This window comes from Pseudomonas frederiksbergensis, assembly GCF_035751725.1.
Lineage (GTDB): Bacteria > Pseudomonadota > Gammaproteobacteria > Pseudomonadales > Pseudomonadaceae > Aquipseudomonas > Aquipseudomonas frederiksbergensis_A.
On sequence record NZ_CP142104.1, the window covers coordinates 3498929 to 3518906 of the forward strand.

Consider the following 19978-nt stretch of genomic DNA (forward strand, 5'->3'; position numbering starts at 1 on the left):
GTCGAATAATCGCTGACGCTTGGTCAGTCCGTGTAGCTCAACCGCGCCGCTTTGCTATGCCGGGTTTGCCCGCGTGTTGCCAGGCAGTAGTACAACGGGCACGTCACCACCAAGCCCACCAGCCAAGACAGATCCGCACCCTCGACCAGATTGGCGTATGGGCCGACGTACAACGACGTGTTGCCAAACGGCAATTGCACGATGATGCCAATGAAATAAGCAATGATCGCGTGGAGATTGAAGCGCCCGTAGATCCCGCCGTCCGCGCGGAAGATCGAAGTGATGTCGTACTCGCCACGCTTGATCAGGTAGAAGTCGATCAGATTGATCGAAGCCCACGGCACCAATACCAGCAACAGCGCCAGGATCAGCCCGATGAATTCAGAAATGAAATCCGCCGACGCACCGAGGGCGACCAGGCAGCAACCGGCCAATATTACGCTCGACAACACCACGCGCACCTTGATGCTCGGCGTCCACTGGCTGGCGAATGTCTGTATCGAGGTGATGATCGACAGCACCGCACCGTACAGATTCAGCGCGTTGTGGCTGATGATGTTGAGCAGGAAAAGCACCATCAGAATCGGCCCCAGCCACCCGGTTGATTGTTTTACCGCATCCATCGCTTCAGTGCCTTCCGGCGTCGCCAGCACAGCCACGGCGCCGAAGCTGAACGACAGGATTGTGCCCAGCGTCGCGCCCAGGTAAGTGGCCCAAAACGGTTTGGCGATGCCGATATCCGCCGGCAGGTAACGAGAGTAGTCCGACACATAAGGCGAGAAACTGATCTGCCAGATGATCCCCAGCGACACCGTGGCCAGCCAGCCGGACAGGTTGAAATTGCCGCGAGTCAGGAAGTCCGCCGGCAAGTCATGGGCGAAGATGTAGATGAATCCGGCCAGCAACGCGCCGCCCATCACCCAGGTACCAATGCGGTTGAGCGTGTGGATGAAGTTGTAGCCGATCACCCCGATCGCGGTGGCGGCCAGTGCGCCGATCAGAATACTCAGCGGCGCCGGCACCGACGGCGCGATGCCGACGATGGATTTGCCGGCCAGCACGATGTTGGAAATGAAAAAGCCGACGTAGATGATCGCCGCGAAGAACACGATCAGCAGCGCGCCGTAACGGCCGAACTGGCCACGGCTCTGGACCATTTGCGGAATGCCCATGCGCGGCCCTTGGGCCGATGCCAGCGCAATCACCACACCGCCGATCAGGTGCCCCAGCGCAATCGCCAGCAGCCCCCAGAGCAGATCGAGATGGAACACTTGGACGACCATGGCGCCGGTAACGATGGGCAGTGGCGCGATGTTGGTGCTGAACCAAAGGGTAAACAGGTCGCGGGCCCTGCCATGGCGTTCCGCGAGTGGGACGTAATCGACCGTGTGATTCTCGATTAACGGGTCTTGCCGGGACATCTGGGACATGTGCATGAACTCGAGTTTGTCTGATCTTGTATTTGTATGAAGCCAAACCAGAGGCGCTTTTCGGCGGCTCCTCAGATGCGAACCATATTATGGTATTCCAACATTTCACAAGACTGATCCGATCGTTGAAGGGCAAGCTGATCCGCTTTTATGAGGGTTCAACACACCCAACCTTGCACGATAGCCCCCGTAAACATTGGGCTTTGTCCCATATAAATGCGTTTATCGGCGGAAATAAAAAGCCCTTGCAAACGACGTATTACGGTATACCATAAGACCTACAAACCTATAAGAACCATGCTCCAGCACCCGAGGACCCTTCCAATGATCGATGCCGCCGTCTACAAACAAGTCATGGGCTCGTTCCCGTCCGGGGTAACGGTGATCACCACGCTGGATGACGACGGGCAGATCGTCGGCCTCACGGCCAGCGCGTTCAGCTCGCTGTCCATGGAGCCGGCCTTGGTGCTGTTCTGCCCCAACTACAGCTCCGACTCCTATCCGGTACTGATCAAGAACAAACGCTTTGCCATCCACGTGCTTTCCGGCAGTCAGCAAAGTGAAGCCTACGCTTTCGCCCGCAAAGGCAAGGACAAGGCGCAAGGGATCGAATGGACGTTGAGCGAACTGGGCAATCCGATCCTGGCCAACGCCACGGCTATCATTGAATGTGAGCTATGGCGCGAATATGAAGGTGGCGACCACGCGATCATGGTCGGCGCCGTGAAGAACCTGATAGTGCCGCAGCACACCGCCGGTCCGCTGGTGTACTGCCACGGCAAGATGGGCGCCCTGCCCGTCCTCGCCTGAATCGACAGTCAATAATAAAGATCCGAGGTAAGCGTCATGAAGTTTTCCCTGTTCGTGCACATGGAGCGTTGGGACGAAAGTGTCAGCCACCGCCAGTTGTTCGAAGACCTGACCGAACTGACCCTGATGGCCGAGGCTGGTGGCTTCAGCACCGTCTGGATCGGCGAACACCACGCCATGGAATACACCATCTCGCCAAGCCCGATGCCATTGCTCGCCTACCTGGCCGCCAGGACCACCACTATCCATCTTGGCGCCGGCACCATCATCGCGCCGTTCTGGCATCCGCTGCGGGTAGCGGGCGAATGCGCACTGCTGGATGTGATCAGTAACGGGCGCATGGAAGTCGGCCTGGCCCGTGGTGCCTACCAAGTGGAATTCGACCGCATGGCCGGCGGCATGCCAGCTTCCTCCGGCGGCCAAGCCCTGCGGGAAATGGTTCCGGTGGTGCGCGCCCTGTGGCAAGGCGACTACGCCCACGACGGTGATATCTGGAAATTCCCCACCTCCACCAGCGTGCCCAAGCCGATCCAAAAGCCCAACCCGCCGATGTGGATCGCCGCCCGCGACCCGGACTCGCATAATTTCGCCGTCGCCAACGGTTGCAACGTCATGGTCACGCCGTTGATGAAAGGCGACGAAGAAGTGCTGGACCTGAAGAACAAGTTCCAGGCGGCCCTGGACAACAATCCCGACGTGGCGCGTCCGCAATTGATGGTGCTGCGCCACACCCACGTGCATGCCGTCGACGATCCCGAAGGCTGGAAGATCGGGGCCCGGGCGATTTCGAAGTTCTATCGCACCTTCGATGCCTGGTTCGGTAATAAGACGACACCGGTCAACGGCTTCCTGGAACCGAGCCCTGAAGAAAAGTTCGCCGAGCGTCCGGAGTTCCAACTGGAAAGCCTGCACAAGACCGCCATGATCGGCACCCCCGAGGAAATCATTCCGCGCATCAAGTATTACCAGGAACTGGGTGTTGATGAATTCAGCTTCTGGTGCGATAACAGCCTGCCCCACGCGGAGAAGAAAAAATCCCTGGAGCTGTTTATCAAGCATGTAGTCCCGGCGTTTCGCTGAGTCCACCAACCTGCCCCTCGGACGCGAAGCCGGGGGCTGACTGACGTGTAGGGTCGATTTCAATGATCAATGATCTGCGCCCATCACTTGCCCTTCCCTCCGGCGCCGAGCAGGTTTACATGCGCGGCGAATGGACCGCTTCGCATCTCCATTTCAAGCGCCTGCGCGCCAGCGTTACCGCCAAGCAGAACGGTTTCTGGCAACCCGTTCACTGAGCACAACCGAACTGGAATACATGCACCCGCGTCTCGTCATCACGAGGCGCGCCCGGTGCTTTATGCTTCGCCATGATCAGGTTTGCTCAATGAACAATAAAAACGCGCTGTTGATCATCGACATGCAGCAGGAGGACGGTTTCGTCCTGGACCACTTCGACACGGTGCAAACCAACACCGCCGCCCTGCTCGAGACCGCCCGCCGCCTGCGGGTGCCTGTCATCTATACCCGCCACATCAATCAGGCCGACGGCAGTGACTTGCCGCATGGCGAACCGCTAGCGGCCGATGGCGGTCCCAGCAGTTACCGTGCCAGCACCCGCCAAGTGGAAATCATCGAACGCCTGGCGCCGCAGCCTGAAGAAATCGTTATCGACAAGAGCCGTTACAGCGCCTTCCATCGCACCGATCTGGATGCCCGCCTCAAGGCGCTCGGGGTCGATACCCTGATCATCTGCGGCGTGCAGACCGATGTATGCGTGCTCAGCACGGCATTCGATGCTTTCGCCCTGGGTTTTCATATCCAGCTGGTTAGCGATGCCTGCACGACGACCACGCCAGCGGGACACTACTCGGCGCTGTTGATCATGGCCAACTGGGTCTACGCGCTGGAAATCCTGACTTGCGCCGAATGCCTGCGAGCCCTGGAAAACCGCAAGTACCTAAGCCTGATCCCTGAGCGTCCGGACTTGTTCGCCCACCAGCCCCATGAGCTGGAAAGCACCATCGCCCGTTTGCAAACCCATCTCGTCCGGACTCAGGAGTAATCGCCATGCAAGTCGAAAAAAGAAGCATCGATTTCATCCCTGAGCAAGAACGCCATGGCCAGCCCGGCTCTCTGTTCTTCATCTGGTTTGGCGCGAACATGAACGTCACGACCATCGCGTCCGGCGTGCTGCCGGTAGCGATGGGGTTGAATCTGTTCTGGAGCGCACTGGCGATCATCGTCGGCTCACTGGTGGGGGCGATTTTCATGGCCTCCCATTCTGCCCAGGGACCGAAGCTCGGCATCCCGCAAATGATCCAGAGCCGGGCGCAGTTCGGCGTGCTGGGCGCCGTGCTGCCGCTGCTGTTCGTGATGCTCATTTACTTGGGCTTTTTCGTCAGCAACACCTTGCTCGCCGCGCAGGCATTGGAGTCCGTCAGTCCGTTGCCGGCCACAGGCAATATCTACCTGATCGGAGCATTGTGCTTTGTCGTCGCGCTCTATGGCTATCGCCTGATTCATCGCCTGCAGAAAGTACTGTCGCTTCTATCGCTGTTGGTGTTTATCGCCGCTACGGTGCTCGCCTTGCAGTTGCCGGTCCCGGCCGAACAATGGCTGCCGACGGGTTTCTCGTTGTCGAAATTTCTGGTGGCGGTGAGCATAGCCGTGACCTGGCAACTGTCCTATGCGCCTTATGTCGCCGACTACTCGCGTTACCTGCCGAGCAGTACGTCAGCCGTCAAAGTGTTCTGGTACAGCTACGCGGGCACGGTCAGCGGTGGGACCTGGATGATGATTCTCGGGGCGATTCTCAGCGTTGGCATCACGGATTTTTCCAGCAACGTCAGCAGCCATGTCGCGGGGTTGTTTGGTAGCGGTGCGCTGCTGTTATTCGCCTTCATTATCTATGGCCAGGTGTCGATCAACGTCTTCAACCTGTACGGCGCCTTCATGTCGACCATCACCGTGATCGAACCCTTCGCGCGGCTCAAGGTGACGCCTCGAGTGCGTGGTGTGTTCATGCTAGTGATCAGTCTGGTGGCAACGGCCTTGTGCACCATCAGCCAGGACGACTTCATCAACTTTTTCCTCAACTTCATTTTCTTCATGAGTTACTTCCTTATCCCCTGGACGGCGATCAACCTGGTGGATTACTACTGCTTGCGCAAAGGCCGGTACCGGATCGATGACATCTTCGACAAAGACGGGATCTACGGGCGCATCAACTGGATCGCTTGCGGCAGTTTCGTGCTGGCGATCGTTCTGGAAATCCCCTTCATGAACACAACGTTGTATGTCGGTCCGGTAGCCAATGCCCTGGATGGCGTAGACCTGGCCTGGATCGTCGGGCTGCTGGTGCCGGCCCTGAGCTATTACGGGTTGATGAAACGGGACAAGCGAACCCTGGAAGTCAGCGAATTGTCCTGATAGCCCCGACGCCGGGTGCGATACCCGGCGTTGTCCTTCGCTCGACGGCACATCGCAGATGGCCCAAGGCAATGGGCGATAACGAAACGTGCTCAACGCTCGTTAAGCATGTCAGTGCGCGATACCTACCAGCACGAATACCGATTGGTTTGCGGGACAAACCTGGCCTTATATTTTGGTGTTGAAAAACAATCAGATGAATAACAACCGCACCAAGTGCCTATCAGGTTCAAGACCCGTTGCCCCTGCCAAAAGCGAGAACACGCTCATGATAAAAATCCTAGCCGCTGTACGCAGAAAACCCGGAATGACCCATGCCGAGTTTTTAAACTATGTGGAGCACACACACGGAGCGATCGCTAAAGCCAAGCCGTTAGGCGTTAAAAGGTACGTGCAGAACCATGTCATCGACGCGGCTTTCGGGGTTGACGCCGACAATGCCTACGCACAGTCCTTCCACAAAGATTCCATTACGGAGCTGTTTTTTGAAGACGCGCCAGGTTTGATTCGCACCTTCAGCGATCCCTATACGCAGCAAACCGTAGGCCCCGATGCAAGGAACTTCGCTGACCTTTCCGAGCAGCTCGCTCAATTGATGGATGAATTGGAGACGGCTAGCACCGCTACAGCGCCTCTCCCATGGAAGGTGATGATCCTGCTGAAGAAGAATCCAGCCATGGCGCTCGATCGTTTTTTCGACGCTTGGGACGCAGCTCACGAGAGCATTACCCGGGAACAACCTGGCTTCCAGAACGCCTTACGCCGGTATGTTCGCTCCCGGTACTTACCCGAGGGTGACAAGGTGACGGCCTATTTCGGGCCGAACATCAACGTATACGAAGGTGCCTCCAGCCTGTGGTTTGAAAATGAAGCGGACTTTTCTTTCTTTAGGCAGTATCAGCGAGCGCTGTTTCAAAAACTTGCCGAGGACGGCGTCGCGCTGACATCGGCGTCTTTTTTTGCCTACGTCAAAGAGGTCGTTATTTTCGATCACTGCTCCTGAAGACCAGCAGCGCGACCCTTCCCATTCAGAAGGGTCGCGATCACTCAGATAGGCTCAGCCAACGTCGCAGTAGACTCCCGCATGATCTGCGCATGCTCTTCCTTGTCCCCACCACTTTTCTCTATCTCGCACAGCCGTGCGGAGTTCTCGACCACGAGTTGGCAACGCTCCCAGCGCCGCGTTTCGAACCGGCTCAGGGCCGTCTGTAGATTGCTATTGCCGAGCAATTCTTCGGCAAGCACGATGGCGCTCTCGATACCGATGCCAGCTCCGGAGGCCAGGTGCGGCGTGGTGGCATGCACTGTGTCGCCGATCAGCACGATACGACCCTTGTGCCAGGGCAGCGGCACCAACAGATTGGCCAGCGGACGATAGTCGATATTGGCGCCCGTCTCGTACAGTTGCGGCACCAGCGTTTGCAGGATCGGGGCTGGAAACTCACTTAGCAGGCGCGCCATTTCACCCGGCCAACTGGCCGGATCGATCCACTCGGAAAACTCGCGGTTCTCCATGAGGAACATGTACATGTGCGTTTCGGAGATCGGATTGACGCCAACCTTGGTGCGTCCCAGCCAATGACTGGGACGCACGATTTCCGGCGGACGCTTCAGCACCGCGCGCCAGACGCTCTGATGAATGGGTTTTGGCGAGGGTGCTTGCGGGAAAAAGTCCTTTCGCGTTCGCGAATGCACGCCATCAGCGGCAACGACGAGGTCATAGCGTTCAGTGGTCCCGTCGGTGAAAGACACGTCAATGCCATCGTCATGCTCGATGACGCTGTCGTAGGTGATGCCCAGGCGCACACGGGTCCCCACTTCCCGCGTCCTGTCGGCAAATATTCGAGCCAGTACCGGGCGCAGGATGCCGCCACCACAGGGAATCGGTTTATCGCTGACCGGCGGGCGAAGCGCCAATTGCACGATCAGGTCGCCCACCGGTGAAAACACATCGAAATTGGTCGACAGGTACCCTTCCCCGGCGACCCTTTCCAGAATCCCAACCGTATCAAGCGCTCGCAGCGTGGGCCCACTGAGCGTAATCCCCGCCCCCAAAGGACACCACAACGGATCGATTTCGACGAGGTCCACTTCGACGCCCTGGCGGGCGAGCTGGATAGCCGCGGTCATACCGGAGAATCCGCCTCCGATCACCAGGACCTTACTGACTGCTGCAATCATCACGCTCTCCTAATTATTCTTATTCACTCGGGCAGACATTGCATGGCGCACCGACGAGCTCTGCGGCGTCATCGCATCAACGCCGCAGAAATAGGGAAATGCCGACGTAAAATGCCGGATCAGCCACGAGACTATCGAATCGGATTCCAGCGCTGAAATCGCTTTGCACAATCCGAGGTATCGCTGGCGGCGATGGGTCTCGCAGGTAAGCCGAGGGCATTGCTCGGAGTGCCTGCCTTTGCGGCAGAACAAATACAAAAGCCGATGAACGACGGCTCACACGAACCGCCGTCCACCGGCCTTTAACGACGGTTGTTCACACGTTTTCCAAGCCATCCCAGCAGAGGTATTTAACCTCTAGGAACTCGTCGATTCCCAGGTGAGATCCCTCTCGCCCAAGACCGCTCTGCTTCACGCCACCGAAAGGTGCGACCTCATTTGAAATCAAGCCACAGTTGATGCCCACCATGCCCGACTCGATGCGCGCGGCGTTGCGCCAGATACGCGCCGCGTCACGGCTGAACAGATACGCGGCCAGGCCAAACTCGCTGTCGTTGGCCATGGCAATGGCTTGGTCATCCGTGTCGAAACGCACCAGCGGCATGACCGGGCCGAAGATCTCTTCGCGAGCGACCCTCATTCCATGGGTCACATCAGCCAACAAGGTGGGCTCGAAGAAACACCCGCCCAGCGCATGGGGTTTGCCGCCGGACAGCAGCCGGGCCCCTTGCGCCAAAGCATCATCCACCAGCGCCTGGGATTTTCGTACCGCTGCGTCATCAATCAACGGCCCGACCTGGACACCCGGCTCCAGGCCATTGCCGACCTTCAAGCGTGCCATGCGCTCGACGATGCGCTCCGCCAATGCGTCATAAACCCCTGACTGCACCAACACCCGGTTCGCGCCGATACAGGACTGCCCACCATTGCGAAACTTGGCCAACATCACCCCGTCAGCCGCCGCGTCCAGATCAGCATCGTCAAAGACAATGAACGGAGCGTTGCCTCCCAGTTCCATGGAGCATTTCTTGACCGTCTGCGCCGCTTGCGCCAGCAGCAGCCGACCCACTTCGGTGGAGCCCGTGAATGTGAGCTTGCGCACCAACGGGTTGGCCGTGAGTTCACCGGCAATGTCGCGCGTGTCATTACCCGTGATCACACTGAACACACCGGCCGGCACACCCGCCCGCTGAGCGAGTTCGGCGAGCGCCAGGGCGGTCAGGGGCGTCTGGCTGGCCGGCTTCACGACCATGGTGCAACCGGCCGCGAGGGCCGGAGCGGCCTTGCGTGTAATCATCGCAGCGGGGAAATTCCAGGGCGTGATCGCCGCGCAGACGCCGATGGGTTCGCGCAGGACCACGATGCGCTGAGTGTCCTTTACGCCCGGAATCAGATCACCGCGCACCCGTGTGGCTTCCTCGCCAAACCAGCGCACAAAAGACGCCGCGTAATCGACTTCACCCCGCGCCTCCTCCAGTGGCTTGCCCTCCTCCAGGGTAATCAGCGTGGCAATGTCCTCGCGATGCTCAACCATCAGCTCGTACCAACGACGCAACACCTCGCCACGGCGTTTGGCCGTCAGGCGCCGCCATGGGCCATAGGCCTCGTGCGCCGCGTCGATGGCGTGCCGGACTTCAGCTTCGCGACAGCGCGGCAACTCGGCCAGCACCGTCTGATCCACCGGGTTGCGCAACGTGTAGCGACCGTGCGGCGTCTCGGTCAGCCATTCTCCAGCGATATAGGCACCGTCACGCCACAGCGTAGGATCCTTGAGTAAATGCTTCACTGTGCAACCCTCCCGATCAGCACGGATGACGCCCGATCATGAAGGCGCTGTCAGGGTCCGAAGTCACTGGCAGCCCCGACGCGACCAACCCTTGACGCAGCGACTTCATGAAGCGATCCGGCACACGCATCGCCGGGGCACGCAGTGGGCCGCCGTTGAAGCCGGCGAGCCAGTCCTGGTATTTCCACATCGTGCGATTGAGCACCCCGGTGCCGCCGGCGTAGCTCTGCGCGGCGGCGCCGTTGGCGCTGCGTGCCGGGTTGACCTTCCAGTACAGTTCCATCGCCTCTTCAAAGCGCCCCGTGCGTGCCAGCTCGAACGCTTTCGGGTAGTAGTCGCTCATCCAGGCGGTGTTGCTGGTGCCGGAAAACTGCAACTTCATCAGGCTCATCAAGGGGATTGCGTCGCCTTCGATCGGGCAACTGATCACCACCTGATCGCGGAAGTGGTGATACATCTCACAAATGCCCGCTGGCAACGGAAATCCTTGCTCGGACTTGATGGCCGCGATATTCGGGCAATCGGCCAACAGCCGACGGACCAACTCCAGCGACATACCCGCCGGATGCACGCGTTCGAAGCCCCAGAGCGGAATCGGGAAGAGCATGACGGCCAGGTCCGTGGCATCGCAGAACGACTTGGTGTAGTCGTAGATTTCCTGCTCGTTGGTCGGCCAGAACTGCGGTGGATAGGAGAGCAGGACGATATCTGCGCCGGCATTCTCGGCAAGCTTCACCGCCTCGATATTCTCGGCAAGCGTGCCAAAAGCCGCGTGGAAGAACAGGATCAGGTCTTTCCCCGACTCACGCGCCCAGGCGGTGAATTGAGCGTTTTCCTGGGCAGAGATCGCCAGTTCGCTGCACAGCAACGTGCTGCTGTAACCCAGTCCAACCGTATGCTCGATGTCGTGGCGTATGCCACGCTCATTGAGACGCTTCAGATCAGCACTGAAACTTGGGATGGTGACCGCCGAGCAGCCCACCAGGTTTTCCCGCGCCCAGGCACGGGCATCTGCTTTCTTGTATGTGGCCATGGTGATTTCCTTTGAAGAGTGAGGGGTTATTTCGAGACAGGGACAATGCTGGCGGGCAACTCGATGCCGAGGCCTTGTTGCCGGGCGCGCTCGTACAGCGCTTGGGCGATGACTACGTCCTGCAGCGCCGAGCCAACAGACTTGTAGAGAACGATGTCGCTTTCTTTCTGGCGCGGATTGACACGACCCGCGACCAAATCCGACAGCGCGACCAGTTTGTCGGCGACATAAACACCGGCGCTGATCGCAGCAATGGCGTCGCCGGTATCGTGAAGTACCTCTTGCGGCATATCCGCGACGATGCAGACGGCTCGCTCCATCGTGACCGGGTCAACCTCCCGTTGCTCAGGCAAGGTGGAACCCAACGACACAACCGTGGCTCCCGGGCAAAGCCAGGCGCCTTGCAGTACCGGAGATTCGTCACGACTGCGGGCGGCACAAATCACCACGTCGCAATCCTGCACAGCTTCTTGCGCGCTGTTCACCGCTTGGATATCCAGCCCTGGCCTGAAGCTCTCGGCAAAACGCTCGCGGCTGGCGGGCGTTGGGCTGAATACCCGGACATGCGCCACATCGCGCACGGACTTGAGGCAATCCAGTGCACCACGGGCCTCAAACCCCGAGCCAATCACCCCCACCCGCAGCGCACGCTTGGGCGCCAGTAAATCGACTGCCAGCGCAGCGGTTGCCGCGGTGCGCAAACCCGTCACCCGGTTGCCGTCGATCAGGGCACTGAGCGCCATGGTTTGCTGGTTGAACAATGCGATCAGGTAGCTGGCGCAGCGCGCCCGCATGGAAGCCGCGATCAACTTGCAGCCCATATGGCCGCCAGTTGGAGGTACAGCGGTCAAACTGCGCAGCCAGATACCGTCGCCCCGGGCCATGGAGCGAGGCGGCACCATGGCATCCGATGCAGGGTGCGCGTACGCCTCGGCGAGCGCGGCAACGGCGGTGCTCCAGTCGGCGAGCGAGGCCACATCGGCGTCGCTGAGAAAAAGCGTCGGGGCAATGACTTGGGACTTTTGGGCGTGATGCATAGCGCTAACCTCGCAATCGGGGATCAGTCGTTGATTGACTGACACCCTACGAGGCGCGCCCCCCGTCGAATACTGCTGGGGATGCAAAGCAGCTATCGCTTAAATCGATGGCATGGACAGATTGCAGATCAGCCGTCGCACTTCACGGGAAGCACGGGTCAAAGGGCGACGGGGCGACTCGACCAGCACGACAAAGCGCTCCAACACGGGCTCGATAATGCGCGATGAAATCAGTCGTTGATCCAGCGAGCCGGGCAGCACAGAGGCAATCGCATAGCCTCCGCCTGCCGCGACGACTTCGTACTGGAGCTGGACCGAGTCGGCTTCCACGGCCACGCACAGCTCCACGCCTTGCTCGGCAGCCAAATGATCGAGCCTGGCCCTCAGCAGATGCGGCCGCCCAGGCACGACCAATGGCAGCCCCGATAGATTTTCCAGCGCAATGTCTCGATTTTCGAACAGAGGATCGGCGGCGGGTCCTACCAGATGCAGCGGTAGCCTGGCCAACAGATGGGCTTGGCCGATGCTTGCCTCGCTCTCGCGCAGCACCAGCGCCATATCCAGACGACCATCGTGCAACTGCTCTTCGAGTTGAGCGCTCGCGCCCTCGATCAGGTGCAATCTCACCCCGGGCATCTGCGCGCGCACTGCAGAAAAGAGCGTCCCCGCAAACCGGCGCACCGCGGAAGGCAACATGCCCACGACTACCTCCCCCACCGGCTTTCCACGCAGGTTGCGAATGTCATCGGCAAGGCTTTCAGCGTTCGCCAGAAGATCCGATATACAGGGCAGCAACTGCTCGCCAAATTCGGTCAGCACCACCCCGCGCCCGGTGCGATGGAACAGGCGCTCGCCACATTGCGATTCGAGCAGGGCAATATTGCGACTCACCATGGACTGCGGCATGTCCAGCAGCACGGCTGCTTTGCTGAGACTGCCAGCCGCCACGACACGGACGAACAAGGTCCAGCGAGGATCGATGATGGTGAGCGCCGTGGCAGGCGGCTGCGTGGCCGTGTCCGGCACCGGGTAGCTCTGGTTATCCGTCATGTCATCAACTCTAGGCGGGCCTGGTCCAGGTACTCGCGACTGTCCTGAAGGTGCAGGCGCATCGCGGCACGCGCACACTCAGCGTCCTGATTGAATATCGCCTGGTAAATCTGTTCGTGCTCGCTTTGCATGCGCTGTTCGTAGTGCTGCGGCTCATCGTGAAACAGACGCGCGGAATCCAGTCGGCTGCGGGGGATGATGACCTCCCCCAGGTTGAGCAGCGTGTCGGGGATGTAGTGATTGCCGGTCGCCTGGGCAATGCCCAAATGGAACTGGAAATCCAGTGCGGCCCGATCATTGACGCTGACTGCAGGCAGGCCGAGCTGATCGAGCAGCACCCGCAACCCCGCCAACTGATCCGGGCTACATCGCTGGGCGGCGAGCCCGGCGGCTTCCACCTCAAGACCGATCCGAAACTCCATGATCGCCAGCGAGTCAGTGATGATGCCGAGGGTAGCCGGGTCGATGAAGGCCCCCAGCGACAGGGTGCTACCGCGCACAAACGTGCCGATGCCGTGGCGTGTCTCAACCATACCAGCGGCCTGTAGACGCGACATGGCCTCGCGCACCACGGTCCTGCTGACCCCATGCGCCAGCATGAGGGCCGACTCGGTGGGCAACTGTTCACCGCCACGCAGCCGTCCCTCGATAATGTGCTCCGACAGTAGCGCCTCAAGCCCCTGGGACAGGCTGCCACGCTTTTTCCCGCCGGCCGCCGACACGCTCATTCCTCGAAAATCGCGACGGCGCGGACGAAGCCGGCCGAAGCGTGCCTGATCTTGTAGGGAAAGCAGGACACCTGGAAACCATGGGCCGGCAAGCATTCCAGGTTGGCCAGTTTCTCCATCTGGCCGTAGCCGATGTCGCGTCCGGCCTTGTGCCCTTCCCAGATGATCGAGGCATCGCCCGTGGCGGCGAAGCGTTCGCGTGTGTACTTGAACGGCGCATCCCAGCTCCAGGCATCGGTGCCGACCACGCGCACGCCGCGCTCCAACAAGTACAACGTGGCCTCACGGCCGATGCCGACCCCGGCGTCCAGGTACCCTGGCTGGCCGAACAGCGCGCCGGCACGGGTGTTGACCAGGACAATGTCCAGCGGCCGTAGAACATGGCCAATACGTTCCAGCTCGGCTTGCACTTGGGCGGCGTTGACCACATGGCCATCCGGTAAATGACGAAAGTCCAGCTTCACGCCCGGTTGCAAGCACCAATCCAGCGGCAGCTCATCGATGCCGAAAGCCGGCTTGCCGCCGTCCGTGGTCGAGGCGTAGTGCCAAGGGGCGTCCATGTGCGTACCGCTGTGCGTGGTGATCTGCAGGCGCTCAGCCGCCCAGGACTCATCGCCAGGCAGTTGCGCCTTGGACAGGCCAGGAAACATCGCGGCCATTTCCGGCCAGCCTTGCTGATGGTCCATGTAGTCGATTTTCGGCAGCAATGGCGGCGGATCGGTGTAGGGATTGTTGTCCAGGGTGACGGACAGGTCCACGAGGCGGCGTTTAGTTGATTGCATTTTCGCTCACTCCAAGCCCCACCCGCCCACGCACACGGCGCGCCGGGGCAGCAGCTTTCAAACTGTTTCGTATCAAGGCGGCAGCCGAGCCGTCATGGCGAAAGCCAAGGGCACGGGCCTGAGGGGTTTTCATTGCTGGGAAGCTGCCGAACAACGCTTGCAGTCCAGCGTCCGGTGCGAAGCTGATCAGCCCGCGGCGTTCCTGCCCGTAGGCGGCGGCCAGGGCATCGATGACCTGAGCAATGGACAGGTGCAACAGCGGTAATTGCCAGACACGTGACTCGCCAAGCTCAACGGCGGGCAGTTCGGCGGCCCGCAGCAGGTTATCCACGCAACACCGCACGGACATCCACCACGCCTGCGCCTGCGGCGACACCGGGCAGCAATACGGCTCGCCTTCGGCAAAGGCATGCAGCAGATCGCTCATGAACGCCGAACGCAGCCCATTGGGTTCACTTGGACGGGCGACGATGCCGGGCAGGCGCACGGCACGGCCGTCCACCTCGCCCCGTCGGGCAAGGTCGTTGAGTGCCATTTCCACCATCGTCTTGTGCGTACCGTAGCTCAACTGCGGGCGCGGCACGGCACGTTCATCCATGCGGGCCGGCAGATCGCCGCCGTATACCGCCACGCTGCTGGCGTACACCAGCACCGGCCGACCAGGCTGTTCGCGCAGTTGGTCGAGCAATTCCAGGCTTGCCAGCAGGTTGACCTGATAACCCAGGGAATAATGCTGCTCGGCCGCGCCACCCGGGATGCTGACCAAGTGAAAGACCACATCGATGCCATCTGCCAGCGCTCGGCGCAATAAAGCGGCGTCGGTCACACTGCCGCAATGCCGGCGCATGCGCTTATCCTCAGCAAACCCCACCAACTCTTTATCCAACAGGATCAACGCGCTGATCGACCGGCCTTGTAACTCATTGGTTTCGAGCAATCGTTTCACCAGCGCCCGGCCAACAAAACCATTGGCCCCGGTAATCATCACGCGCATGAGAGGCCTCCGCGCACGATGCACTGGTCTATCGCCCCGAACACCGACTGCCCTTGCAGATCGAAGACCTCCATGCGCACGCGGTCGCCAAAGCGCATGAAGGACGTCCGTGGCGCACCGTGCTCGATCATCTCAACGGCACGACGTTCGGCGATGCAGGCAGCGCCCACAGTGGGCTCAGCATTGGAAACCGTGCCGGAACCGATCACGCAGCCGGCCCTGAGGCGCCGGGTCAGTGCTGCATGGGCGATCAACTGATGAAAGCCGAAATGCATGGCACCGCCCTGGGCATGACCAAACCACTGGCCGTTCCATTCAACCTTCAACGGCAAGTGCACACGCCCGTCGCGCCAGGCCTCACCCAACTCGTCGGGGGTGATTGCCACCGGGGCAAAACTTGACGAGGATTTGGCCTGGATAAACCCGAAGCCCGTCTTCATCTCTCGGGGGGCAAGTGCGCGCAAGCTGACGTCGTTGACTTGCACGATGAGCCGGATATGGCCGGCGGCCTCTTGCGCCGAGCAACCCATGGGAACCTCATCGACCACCACGGCGAATTCACCTTCGAAGTCGATGCCATGGGTTTCACTGGGCAGCACGATATCGTCGTGAGCCCCCAGAAAGTCATCGCCACAGCCCTGATACATCAGCGGCGTGTGTTCAACACCTTCGATCGGATCCAGCCCAAAAGCCTTCTGCATCCGCTCGCCATGACTGAGAAAAGACGAGGCGTCCAGCCACTGCCAGGCACGTGGCAAGGGTGCGGCGGCTTGTTGCGGATCAAAGGCAAAGGCCCCGGCCAGCGAGCCTTCGTTCAGGGCGTCATAGCGAGCGCGCAAAGCGGCTTCAACGCTCGGCCAATGCTCGATGGCCTCCTGCAGTGTCCCGGCGATGTCACTGGCCTCCACCGCCCAGGCCAGGTCGCGCGACACCACCAGTAGGCGACCGTCACGGCTGTGATCTTTCAGGGTGCTGAGCTTCATGCCAGTTCTCCTTGCAGCTCGGGGGCGAAGCGACCATCGAGCAGCACAAACAGCATGCGCGCCATCTGCTCGGTGCGATTGCTCCAGGCGTGGTTGGTGCCGCGCTGCACGACGATGTCACCGCGCTTGAGATGCACTTCCTCGCCATCGAGCACCAGCCACACCTCGCCCTCCGTGACAACGCCGTAATCAAGCGTTTCGGTGCGGTGCATCAGCTTGTGTTTGGAATCTGCCTGTCCCGTACCGGCATGGGCCTGGCCAATTTCGGCGAATGCCGCCGCAGCATCCTCGGCGCTGACCTGGTTCTGCACGCTGTCGGGCGGAATATCCACCACCCGGATCACACTGCCCAATGGTGCGGGGCTCAGTTGAAGCGGCTTGTTGGTGGGGTCGTTGCCGTTATCCAGCATGGCCGGGCTCGCGCCGCTGTTCCAAATCTCATGGAAGACCGTGCCGGGCACGGCCTTGAGCGGAAAGCTGTTGGGCGTTGGTCCGCTGAGCGCGACCACCGCCAAGCCTTGGGCATCGTGCCCGGTGACCACGCGTTTGAAACCAGGAAGCTGTTGCATGTTCGAGTCCTCAATCAGTTGGCGAAACGCGCCAGCGGGTAACGATGAATCCATGTAAAAACCTTAAAGATCCAGCACCAGCCGCGCGCTCTTCGCACGGGAGCAGCAAGGCGTGAACTGGTCGTTGCGGGCCCGCTCGGCATCGGTCAGGAACATGTCACGATGGTCCGGCTCGCCCTCCAGTACGCGCGTGAGGCAGGTGCCACAGATGCCCTGTTCGCAAGACAACGGGATGTCGATGCCGGCCTCCAGCAACACCTGGGCAACGCTGAGCGTGGCCGGCACTTGGAAACACTGTCCGGTGCTAGCCAGTTGCACCTCGAAACCGCCCGCCTCGCTGACCGGCGCAGCGGCGGCGGTAAAGTACTCGCGGTGCAGTTGCGCCTCGGCCCAGCCCTGCGCGCGCGCCGTGCCGAGCACATGCTCCATGAAGCCGTTGGGGCCACAGACGTACAGGTGACGATCACTGGCCTGCACGGACAGAACCCGAGCACTGTCGAGGCGCTGGGCATCCTCGCCGTCGTCCACATGAACGTGCACGCAATTGGCAAACGCCGAATGGCGGATGTACTCGATAAAGGCCATGCGCCCGGCCGAGCGACCGCAATAGTGCAGCTCGAAAGGCGCGCCGATCCGCGCAAGGCGTTCGGCCATGCAGAGGATCGGCGTGATGCCGATGCCGCCCGCGAACAGCACGCTGTACCCTGCCCCATGTTCCAGAGGGAACAGGTTGCATGGCTCGCTGATGCGCAGGCGACTACCTTCATGCACCTGCTCGTGCATGGCCTGCGAACCGCCGCGAGACGCCGGGTCGAGTAACACGCCCAACAGGTAGCGGTGGCGTTCTTCGGGGTGATTGCACAGCGAGTACTGGCGCACCAGGCCATTGGGCAGATACACGTCGATATGCGAGCCGGCGCTGAAGGCAGGCAGCATGGAATCGTCGACCGGGGCCAGTTCGAAACTGTAGATGCCTTCGGCTTCGCGACGCTTGCGGGTGACGACGACTTCAATCATCACTTGGCACCCGCAGGCTGCTCGGCAGCAATCATCCGATCGAGTACACGCCGCGCGCGGATGGCGCCTGCATCACCGATCAGCAGGACCGGTTTCAAGTCCCAGAACGAAGCATCGCCCATCATGCGCTGCTGGGCCTCGAGCATTGGCAAGTCTTCATCGGTAAAGGGCCGGTTGATCGCGGCCGCTTGTTCGTCAGCGAATCGCTCGGCGAATTCGCCCATTGCCTTGGGAAAACAGACTGAGAACCAATAGTGAGTCGTGGTCTCGGTCTCCGGGGTGAAGAGGTGCGGAATCGGTGTGGAAACGCCCTTATCCCTGGGGAGACCGGTCGCCACTGCGCCGGAAAACAGCAACATGTTCGCAGGCGCATCCCAACGCACATCGATCCAACGGTCCACTGGTGTGCCCTGAGGAATGTTCCAGGCGGTGTAGAGGAACTCCGGCATGATTTCCGCAACCGTCTGGCGATTGGACCAAACGGTGTTGCCCTCCTCTTGCACGCTGGTCAATGCACCCTTGACGCCATCGCCACCCAACGTAGACGGATGCAAGAACTCGATATGACTCAGGTCCATGATGTTGTCGGTTTCCAGCACGTAGTTGGCTTTCGCGTGCAGGTAGCGTTTGCCGACATACCAATGGTCTTCATCCATGCAATTGAAATCCGGAATCAGCGTCGCATCGGCCAAGTGTGGATCACCCATCCAGATCCACAGCAGGCTGTAGCGTTCGACCAGCGGGTAGGCCTTGACCTTTGCCGCCTTGGGAATTGCACCATCGCCGTGGGGGTTATGCACACAGGCGCCACTGCCATCGAATTCCAGGCCGTGGTACGGACAACGCACCGCATCGCCTTTGAGGATTCCCATGCCCAGGGGCGCGAAACGGTGAGGGCAGCGATCGGAAATGGCTTGGGCACTACCTTGGGTATCGCGGAAAAACACCACGGGTTCATTGAGCAGGGTTCGTTGGAACAGCTCCCCGGCCTTGACCTCGGTGCCCCAGGCGGCTGCGTACCAGGTGTTGCGTAAAAAGCTCATCGCGATTCCTCTTTTTCAAAGCTTGATGACGGGCTGGCGTGCGTCGTCGCACGCTCGGTTTCAATCAGCCGACGCAGGACACGTCGACAGCGCACGGCCCCTGCATCGACTGGCAACAGCACCGGGTTAAGGCCAAGCAGTTCAACCTCGCCAAGCTGGCGCTGTTGAGCCTCGACCATGGGTTTGTCCTCACCGGCAAAAATACCGATCAACATGTCCTGGACGAAGGCATTCAACTGCGCATTGTCCTGCTCGAAACTGCGCGTGTTGGCGAAGAAATAATGGGTGTTGGCCGCGTCCTGCGGCGTCATCAGATGCAGGTTCCAGGTCACGGGTCCCTCTTCCCTGGGGCGCCCTGGAGGCGTGGCGCCACTGCCCAGCAACATCAGACCGGGTGCGTGCCAGATGACTTCAGCCCAGACGTCTGCCCGGGTCGGGTCTTCAAGGTGAGCGCCGAACGCCGGCGGCGGCACATCGTCCGGCGCCCACCAACTGATGCGCACGCGATCGTTGGGCAATTCCTCGATGTCGGCGCGCGTGCGTGACAAGGCTCCGCCACCGAGCGTGTCCGGGTGCAGGAAATCAACGTGGCTCAGGTCCATGATGTTGTCGGACAGCAGTTCGTAGTGCGCGCGCGTCGGCAGATACCCATGCCCCTTGGCGTGGGTTGGCGCCTGGTCGAGGAAAGAGAAATCAGGAATCAAGGTGCCGCTGGCCAGGTGACGATCGCCTGGCCAGACCCAGATAGCCCCGTGGCGCTCAACCACCGCGAAGCCGCTAACACAGGCGGCCTTGGGGATGTTTCCTTCGCCATGGGGATTGTGCGTACATTGGCCGCTGCCATCGAAACGCAAGCCGTGGTACGGGCACTGAACGCTGTCACCGACAATCTTTCCCATGTGCAGCGGGGCAAAACGGTGCGGGCAACGATCAGCCAGCGCTTGGATCCGCCCCTGGCTGTCGCGAAAGAAGACCATGGGTTGTTCGACGATGGTCCTGCCAAGCATCGACCCTGGCGCCAGCTCGTCCGCCCACCCGGCGATGTACCAGGTGTTGAGCAAATAACTCATGTTGCTCTCCTCTTGTTCTTGTTTTCTTGAGACGTG

The 19978-nt window shown here is 60.5% G+C and carries 20 protein-coding genes; 6 read left to right on the forward strand and 14 right to left on the reverse strand.

What is annotated here, in order from left to right; translation table 11 throughout:
- Window positions 1-23: 23 nt before the first annotated feature.
- Complete coding sequence (locus tag VQ575_RS15425; RefSeq protein WP_325917880.1) at window positions 24-1430, reverse strand: purine-cytosine permease family protein; 1407 nt, start codon at window positions 1428-1430, stop codon at window positions 24-26.
- Window positions 1431-1754: 324 nt separating this feature from the next.
- Here VQ575_RS15425 and VQ575_RS15430 point away from each other — a divergent pair, with 324 nt between their 5' ends.
- The 6 genes from VQ575_RS15430 (at window position 1755) to VQ575_RS15455 (ending at window position 6672) form a co-directional block, all read left to right on the forward strand.
- Window positions 1755-2240 (forward strand): flavin reductase family protein, encoded by a 486-nt coding sequence (locus tag VQ575_RS15430; protein ID WP_039589581.1) that lies wholly within the window; start codon window positions 1755-1757, stop codon window positions 2238-2240.
- A 36-nt stretch (window positions 2241-2276) separates the two neighbouring features.
- Window positions 2277-3320: an LLM class flavin-dependent oxidoreductase gene (locus tag VQ575_RS15435; protein WP_045156219.1), complete on the forward strand. Its 1044-nt coding sequence runs from the start codon at window positions 2277-2279 to the stop codon at window positions 3318-3320.
- Window positions 3321-3382: 62 nt separating this feature from the next.
- Complete coding sequence (locus VQ575_RS15440; protein WP_198724814.1) at window positions 3383-3535, forward strand: hypothetical protein; 153 nt, start codon at window positions 3383-3385, stop codon at window positions 3533-3535.
- Window positions 3536-3624: 89 nt separating this feature from the next.
- Entirely contained in the window at window positions 3625-4302 is a 678-nt protein-coding gene (locus tag VQ575_RS15445) for a cysteine hydrolase family protein (protein WP_039589579.1), read from the forward strand.
- A 5-nt stretch (window positions 4303-4307) separates the two neighbouring features.
- Window positions 4308-5669: a purine-cytosine permease family protein gene (locus VQ575_RS15450; RefSeq protein ID WP_039589578.1), complete on the forward strand. Its 1362-nt coding sequence runs from the start codon at window positions 4308-4310 to the stop codon at window positions 5667-5669.
- Window positions 5670-5976: 307 nt separating this feature from the next.
- Entirely contained in the window at window positions 5977-6672 is a 696-nt protein-coding gene (locus VQ575_RS15455; RefSeq protein WP_232916644.1) for an EthD domain-containing protein, read from the forward strand.
- A gap of 44 nt (window positions 6673-6716) precedes the next feature.
- Here VQ575_RS15455 and VQ575_RS15460 read toward each other — a convergent pair whose 3' ends face one another.
- The 13 genes from VQ575_RS15460 to VQ575_RS15520 form a co-directional block, all read right to left on the reverse strand.
- Window positions 6717-7850: an FAD-dependent oxidoreductase gene (locus VQ575_RS15460; protein ID WP_082112080.1), complete on the reverse strand. Its 1134-nt coding sequence runs from the start codon at window positions 7848-7850 to the stop codon at window positions 6717-6719.
- A 316-nt stretch (window positions 7851-8166) separates the two neighbouring features.
- Complete coding sequence (locus VQ575_RS15465; RefSeq protein ID WP_325917882.1) at window positions 8167-9636, reverse strand: NAD-dependent succinate-semialdehyde dehydrogenase; 1470 nt, start codon at window positions 9634-9636, stop codon at window positions 8167-8169.
- 16 nt (window positions 9637-9652) lie between these two features.
- Entirely contained in the window at window positions 9653-10669 is a 1017-nt protein-coding gene (locus VQ575_RS15470) for a dihydrodipicolinate synthase family protein (protein WP_045156215.1), read from the reverse strand.
- A gap of 26 nt (window positions 10670-10695) precedes the next feature.
- Complete coding sequence (locus tag VQ575_RS15475) at window positions 10696-11706, reverse strand: ornithine cyclodeaminase family protein (protein WP_325917884.1); 1011 nt, start codon at window positions 11704-11706, stop codon at window positions 10696-10698.
- Window positions 11707-11805: 99 nt separating this feature from the next.
- Window positions 11806-12756, reverse strand: coding sequence for a LysR family transcriptional regulator (locus VQ575_RS15480; RefSeq protein WP_325917886.1), 951 nt, complete (start codon window positions 12754-12756; stop codon window positions 11806-11808).
- Window positions 12753-13484 (reverse strand): FadR/GntR family transcriptional regulator, encoded by a 732-nt coding sequence (locus tag VQ575_RS15485; protein WP_045156213.1) that lies wholly within the window; start codon window positions 13482-13484, stop codon window positions 12753-12755. Before VQ575_RS15485 ends, VQ575_RS15480 begins: the two co-directional genes overlap by 4 nt.
- Window positions 13481-14266 (reverse strand): cyclase family protein, encoded by a 786-nt coding sequence (locus VQ575_RS15490; RefSeq protein ID WP_039589572.1) that lies wholly within the window; start codon window positions 14264-14266, stop codon window positions 13481-13483. Before VQ575_RS15490 ends, VQ575_RS15485 begins: the two co-directional genes overlap by 4 nt.
- Entirely contained in the window at window positions 14253-15260 is a 1008-nt protein-coding gene (locus VQ575_RS15495; RefSeq protein WP_198724799.1) for an NAD-dependent epimerase/dehydratase family protein, read from the reverse strand. The genes VQ575_RS15490 and VQ575_RS15495 overlap by 14 nt, the downstream gene beginning before the upstream one ends.
- Entirely contained in the window at window positions 15251-16243 is a 993-nt protein-coding gene (locus VQ575_RS15500) for a fumarylacetoacetate hydrolase family protein (protein WP_045156211.1), read from the reverse strand. The genes VQ575_RS15495 and VQ575_RS15500 overlap by 10 nt, the downstream gene beginning before the upstream one ends.
- Window positions 16240-16812 (reverse strand): cupin domain-containing protein, encoded by a 573-nt coding sequence (locus VQ575_RS15505; protein WP_045156295.1) that lies wholly within the window; start codon window positions 16810-16812, stop codon window positions 16240-16242. The genes VQ575_RS15500 and VQ575_RS15505 overlap by 4 nt, the downstream gene beginning before the upstream one ends.
- Window positions 16813-16875: 63 nt before the next feature.
- A complete protein-coding gene (locus VQ575_RS15510) occupies window positions 16876-17829 on the reverse strand; it encodes a PDR/VanB family oxidoreductase (RefSeq protein WP_039589566.1) in 954 nt (317 codons plus the stop codon).
- On the reverse strand, window positions 17829-18872 hold the full coding sequence (locus VQ575_RS15515; protein WP_039589564.1) for an aromatic ring-hydroxylating dioxygenase subunit alpha: 1044 nt from the start codon (window positions 18870-18872) through the stop codon (window positions 17829-17831). The genes VQ575_RS15510 and VQ575_RS15515 overlap by 1 nt, the downstream gene beginning before the upstream one ends.
- Window positions 18869-19942, reverse strand: a complete 1074-nt coding sequence (locus tag VQ575_RS15520; protein WP_039589562.1) for an aromatic ring-hydroxylating dioxygenase subunit alpha — start codon at window positions 19940-19942, stop codon at window positions 18869-18871. The genes VQ575_RS15515 and VQ575_RS15520 overlap by 4 nt, the downstream gene beginning before the upstream one ends.
- Window positions 19943-19978: the final 36 nt, after the last annotated feature.

Bases quoted from the DNA above. Each gene is read 5' to 3' on its own strand.
- VQ575_RS15480 (WP_325917886.1), bottom strand. From the start codon at position 12,756: ATGACGGATAACCAGAGCTACCCGGTGCCGGACACGGCCACGCAGCCG.
- VQ575_RS15430 (WP_039589581.1), top strand. From the start codon at position 1,755: ATGATCGATGCCGCCGTCTACAAACAAGTCATGGGCTCGTTCCCGTCC.
- VQ575_RS15490 (WP_039589572.1), bottom strand. From the start codon at position 14,266: ATGCAATCAACTAAACGCCGCCTCGTGGACCTGTCCGTCACCCTGGAC.
- VQ575_RS15500 (WP_045156211.1), bottom strand. From the start codon at position 16,243: ATGAAGCTCAGCACCCTGAAAGATCACAGCCGTGACGGTCGCCTACTG.
- VQ575_RS15440 (WP_198724814.1), top strand. From the start codon at position 3,383: ATGATCAATGATCTGCGCCCATCACTTGCCCTTCCCTCCGGCGCCGAG.
- VQ575_RS15485 (WP_045156213.1), bottom strand. From the start codon at position 13,484: ATGAGCGTGTCGGCGGCCGGCGGGAAAAAGCGTGGCAGCCTGTCCCAG.
- VQ575_RS15425 (WP_325917880.1), bottom strand. From the start codon at position 1,430: ATGTCCCAGATGTCCCGGCAAGACCCGTTAATCGAGAATCACACGGTC.
- VQ575_RS15470 (WP_045156215.1), bottom strand. From the start codon at position 10,669: ATGGCCACATACAAGAAAGCAGATGCCCGTGCCTGGGCGCGGGAAAAC.
- VQ575_RS15475 (WP_325917884.1), bottom strand. From the start codon at position 11,706: ATGCATCACGCCCAAAAGTCCCAAGTCATTGCCCCGACGCTTTTTCTC.
- VQ575_RS15445 (WP_039589579.1), top strand. From the start codon at position 3,625: ATGAACAATAAAAACGCGCTGTTGATCATCGACATGCAGCAGGAGGAC.
- VQ575_RS15505 (WP_045156295.1), bottom strand. From the start codon at position 16,812: ATGCAACAGCTTCCTGGTTTCAAACGCGTGGTCACCGGGCACGATGCC.
- VQ575_RS15510 (WP_039589566.1), bottom strand. From the start codon at position 17,829: ATGATTGAAGTCGTCGTCACCCGCAAGCGTCGCGAAGCCGAAGGCATC.
- VQ575_RS15495 (WP_198724799.1), bottom strand. From the start codon at position 15,260: ATGCGCGTGATGATTACCGGGGCCAATGGTTTTGTTGGCCGGGCGCTG.
- VQ575_RS15455 (WP_232916644.1), top strand. From the start codon at position 5,977: ATGACCCATGCCGAGTTTTTAAACTATGTGGAGCACACACACGGAGCG.
- VQ575_RS15450 (WP_039589578.1), top strand. From the start codon at position 4,308: ATGCAAGTCGAAAAAAGAAGCATCGATTTCATCCCTGAGCAAGAACGC.
- VQ575_RS15460 (WP_082112080.1), bottom strand. From the start codon at position 7,850: ATGATTGCAGCAGTCAGTAAGGTCCTGGTGATCGGAGGCGGATTCTCC.
- VQ575_RS15515 (WP_039589564.1), bottom strand. From the start codon at position 18,872: ATGAGCTTTTTACGCAACACCTGGTACGCAGCCGCCTGGGGCACCGAG.
- VQ575_RS15435 (WP_045156219.1), top strand. From the start codon at position 2,277: ATGAAGTTTTCCCTGTTCGTGCACATGGAGCGTTGGGACGAAAGTGTC.
- VQ575_RS15520 (WP_039589562.1), bottom strand. From the start codon at position 19,942: ATGAGTTATTTGCTCAACACCTGGTACATCGCCGGGTGGGCGGACGAG.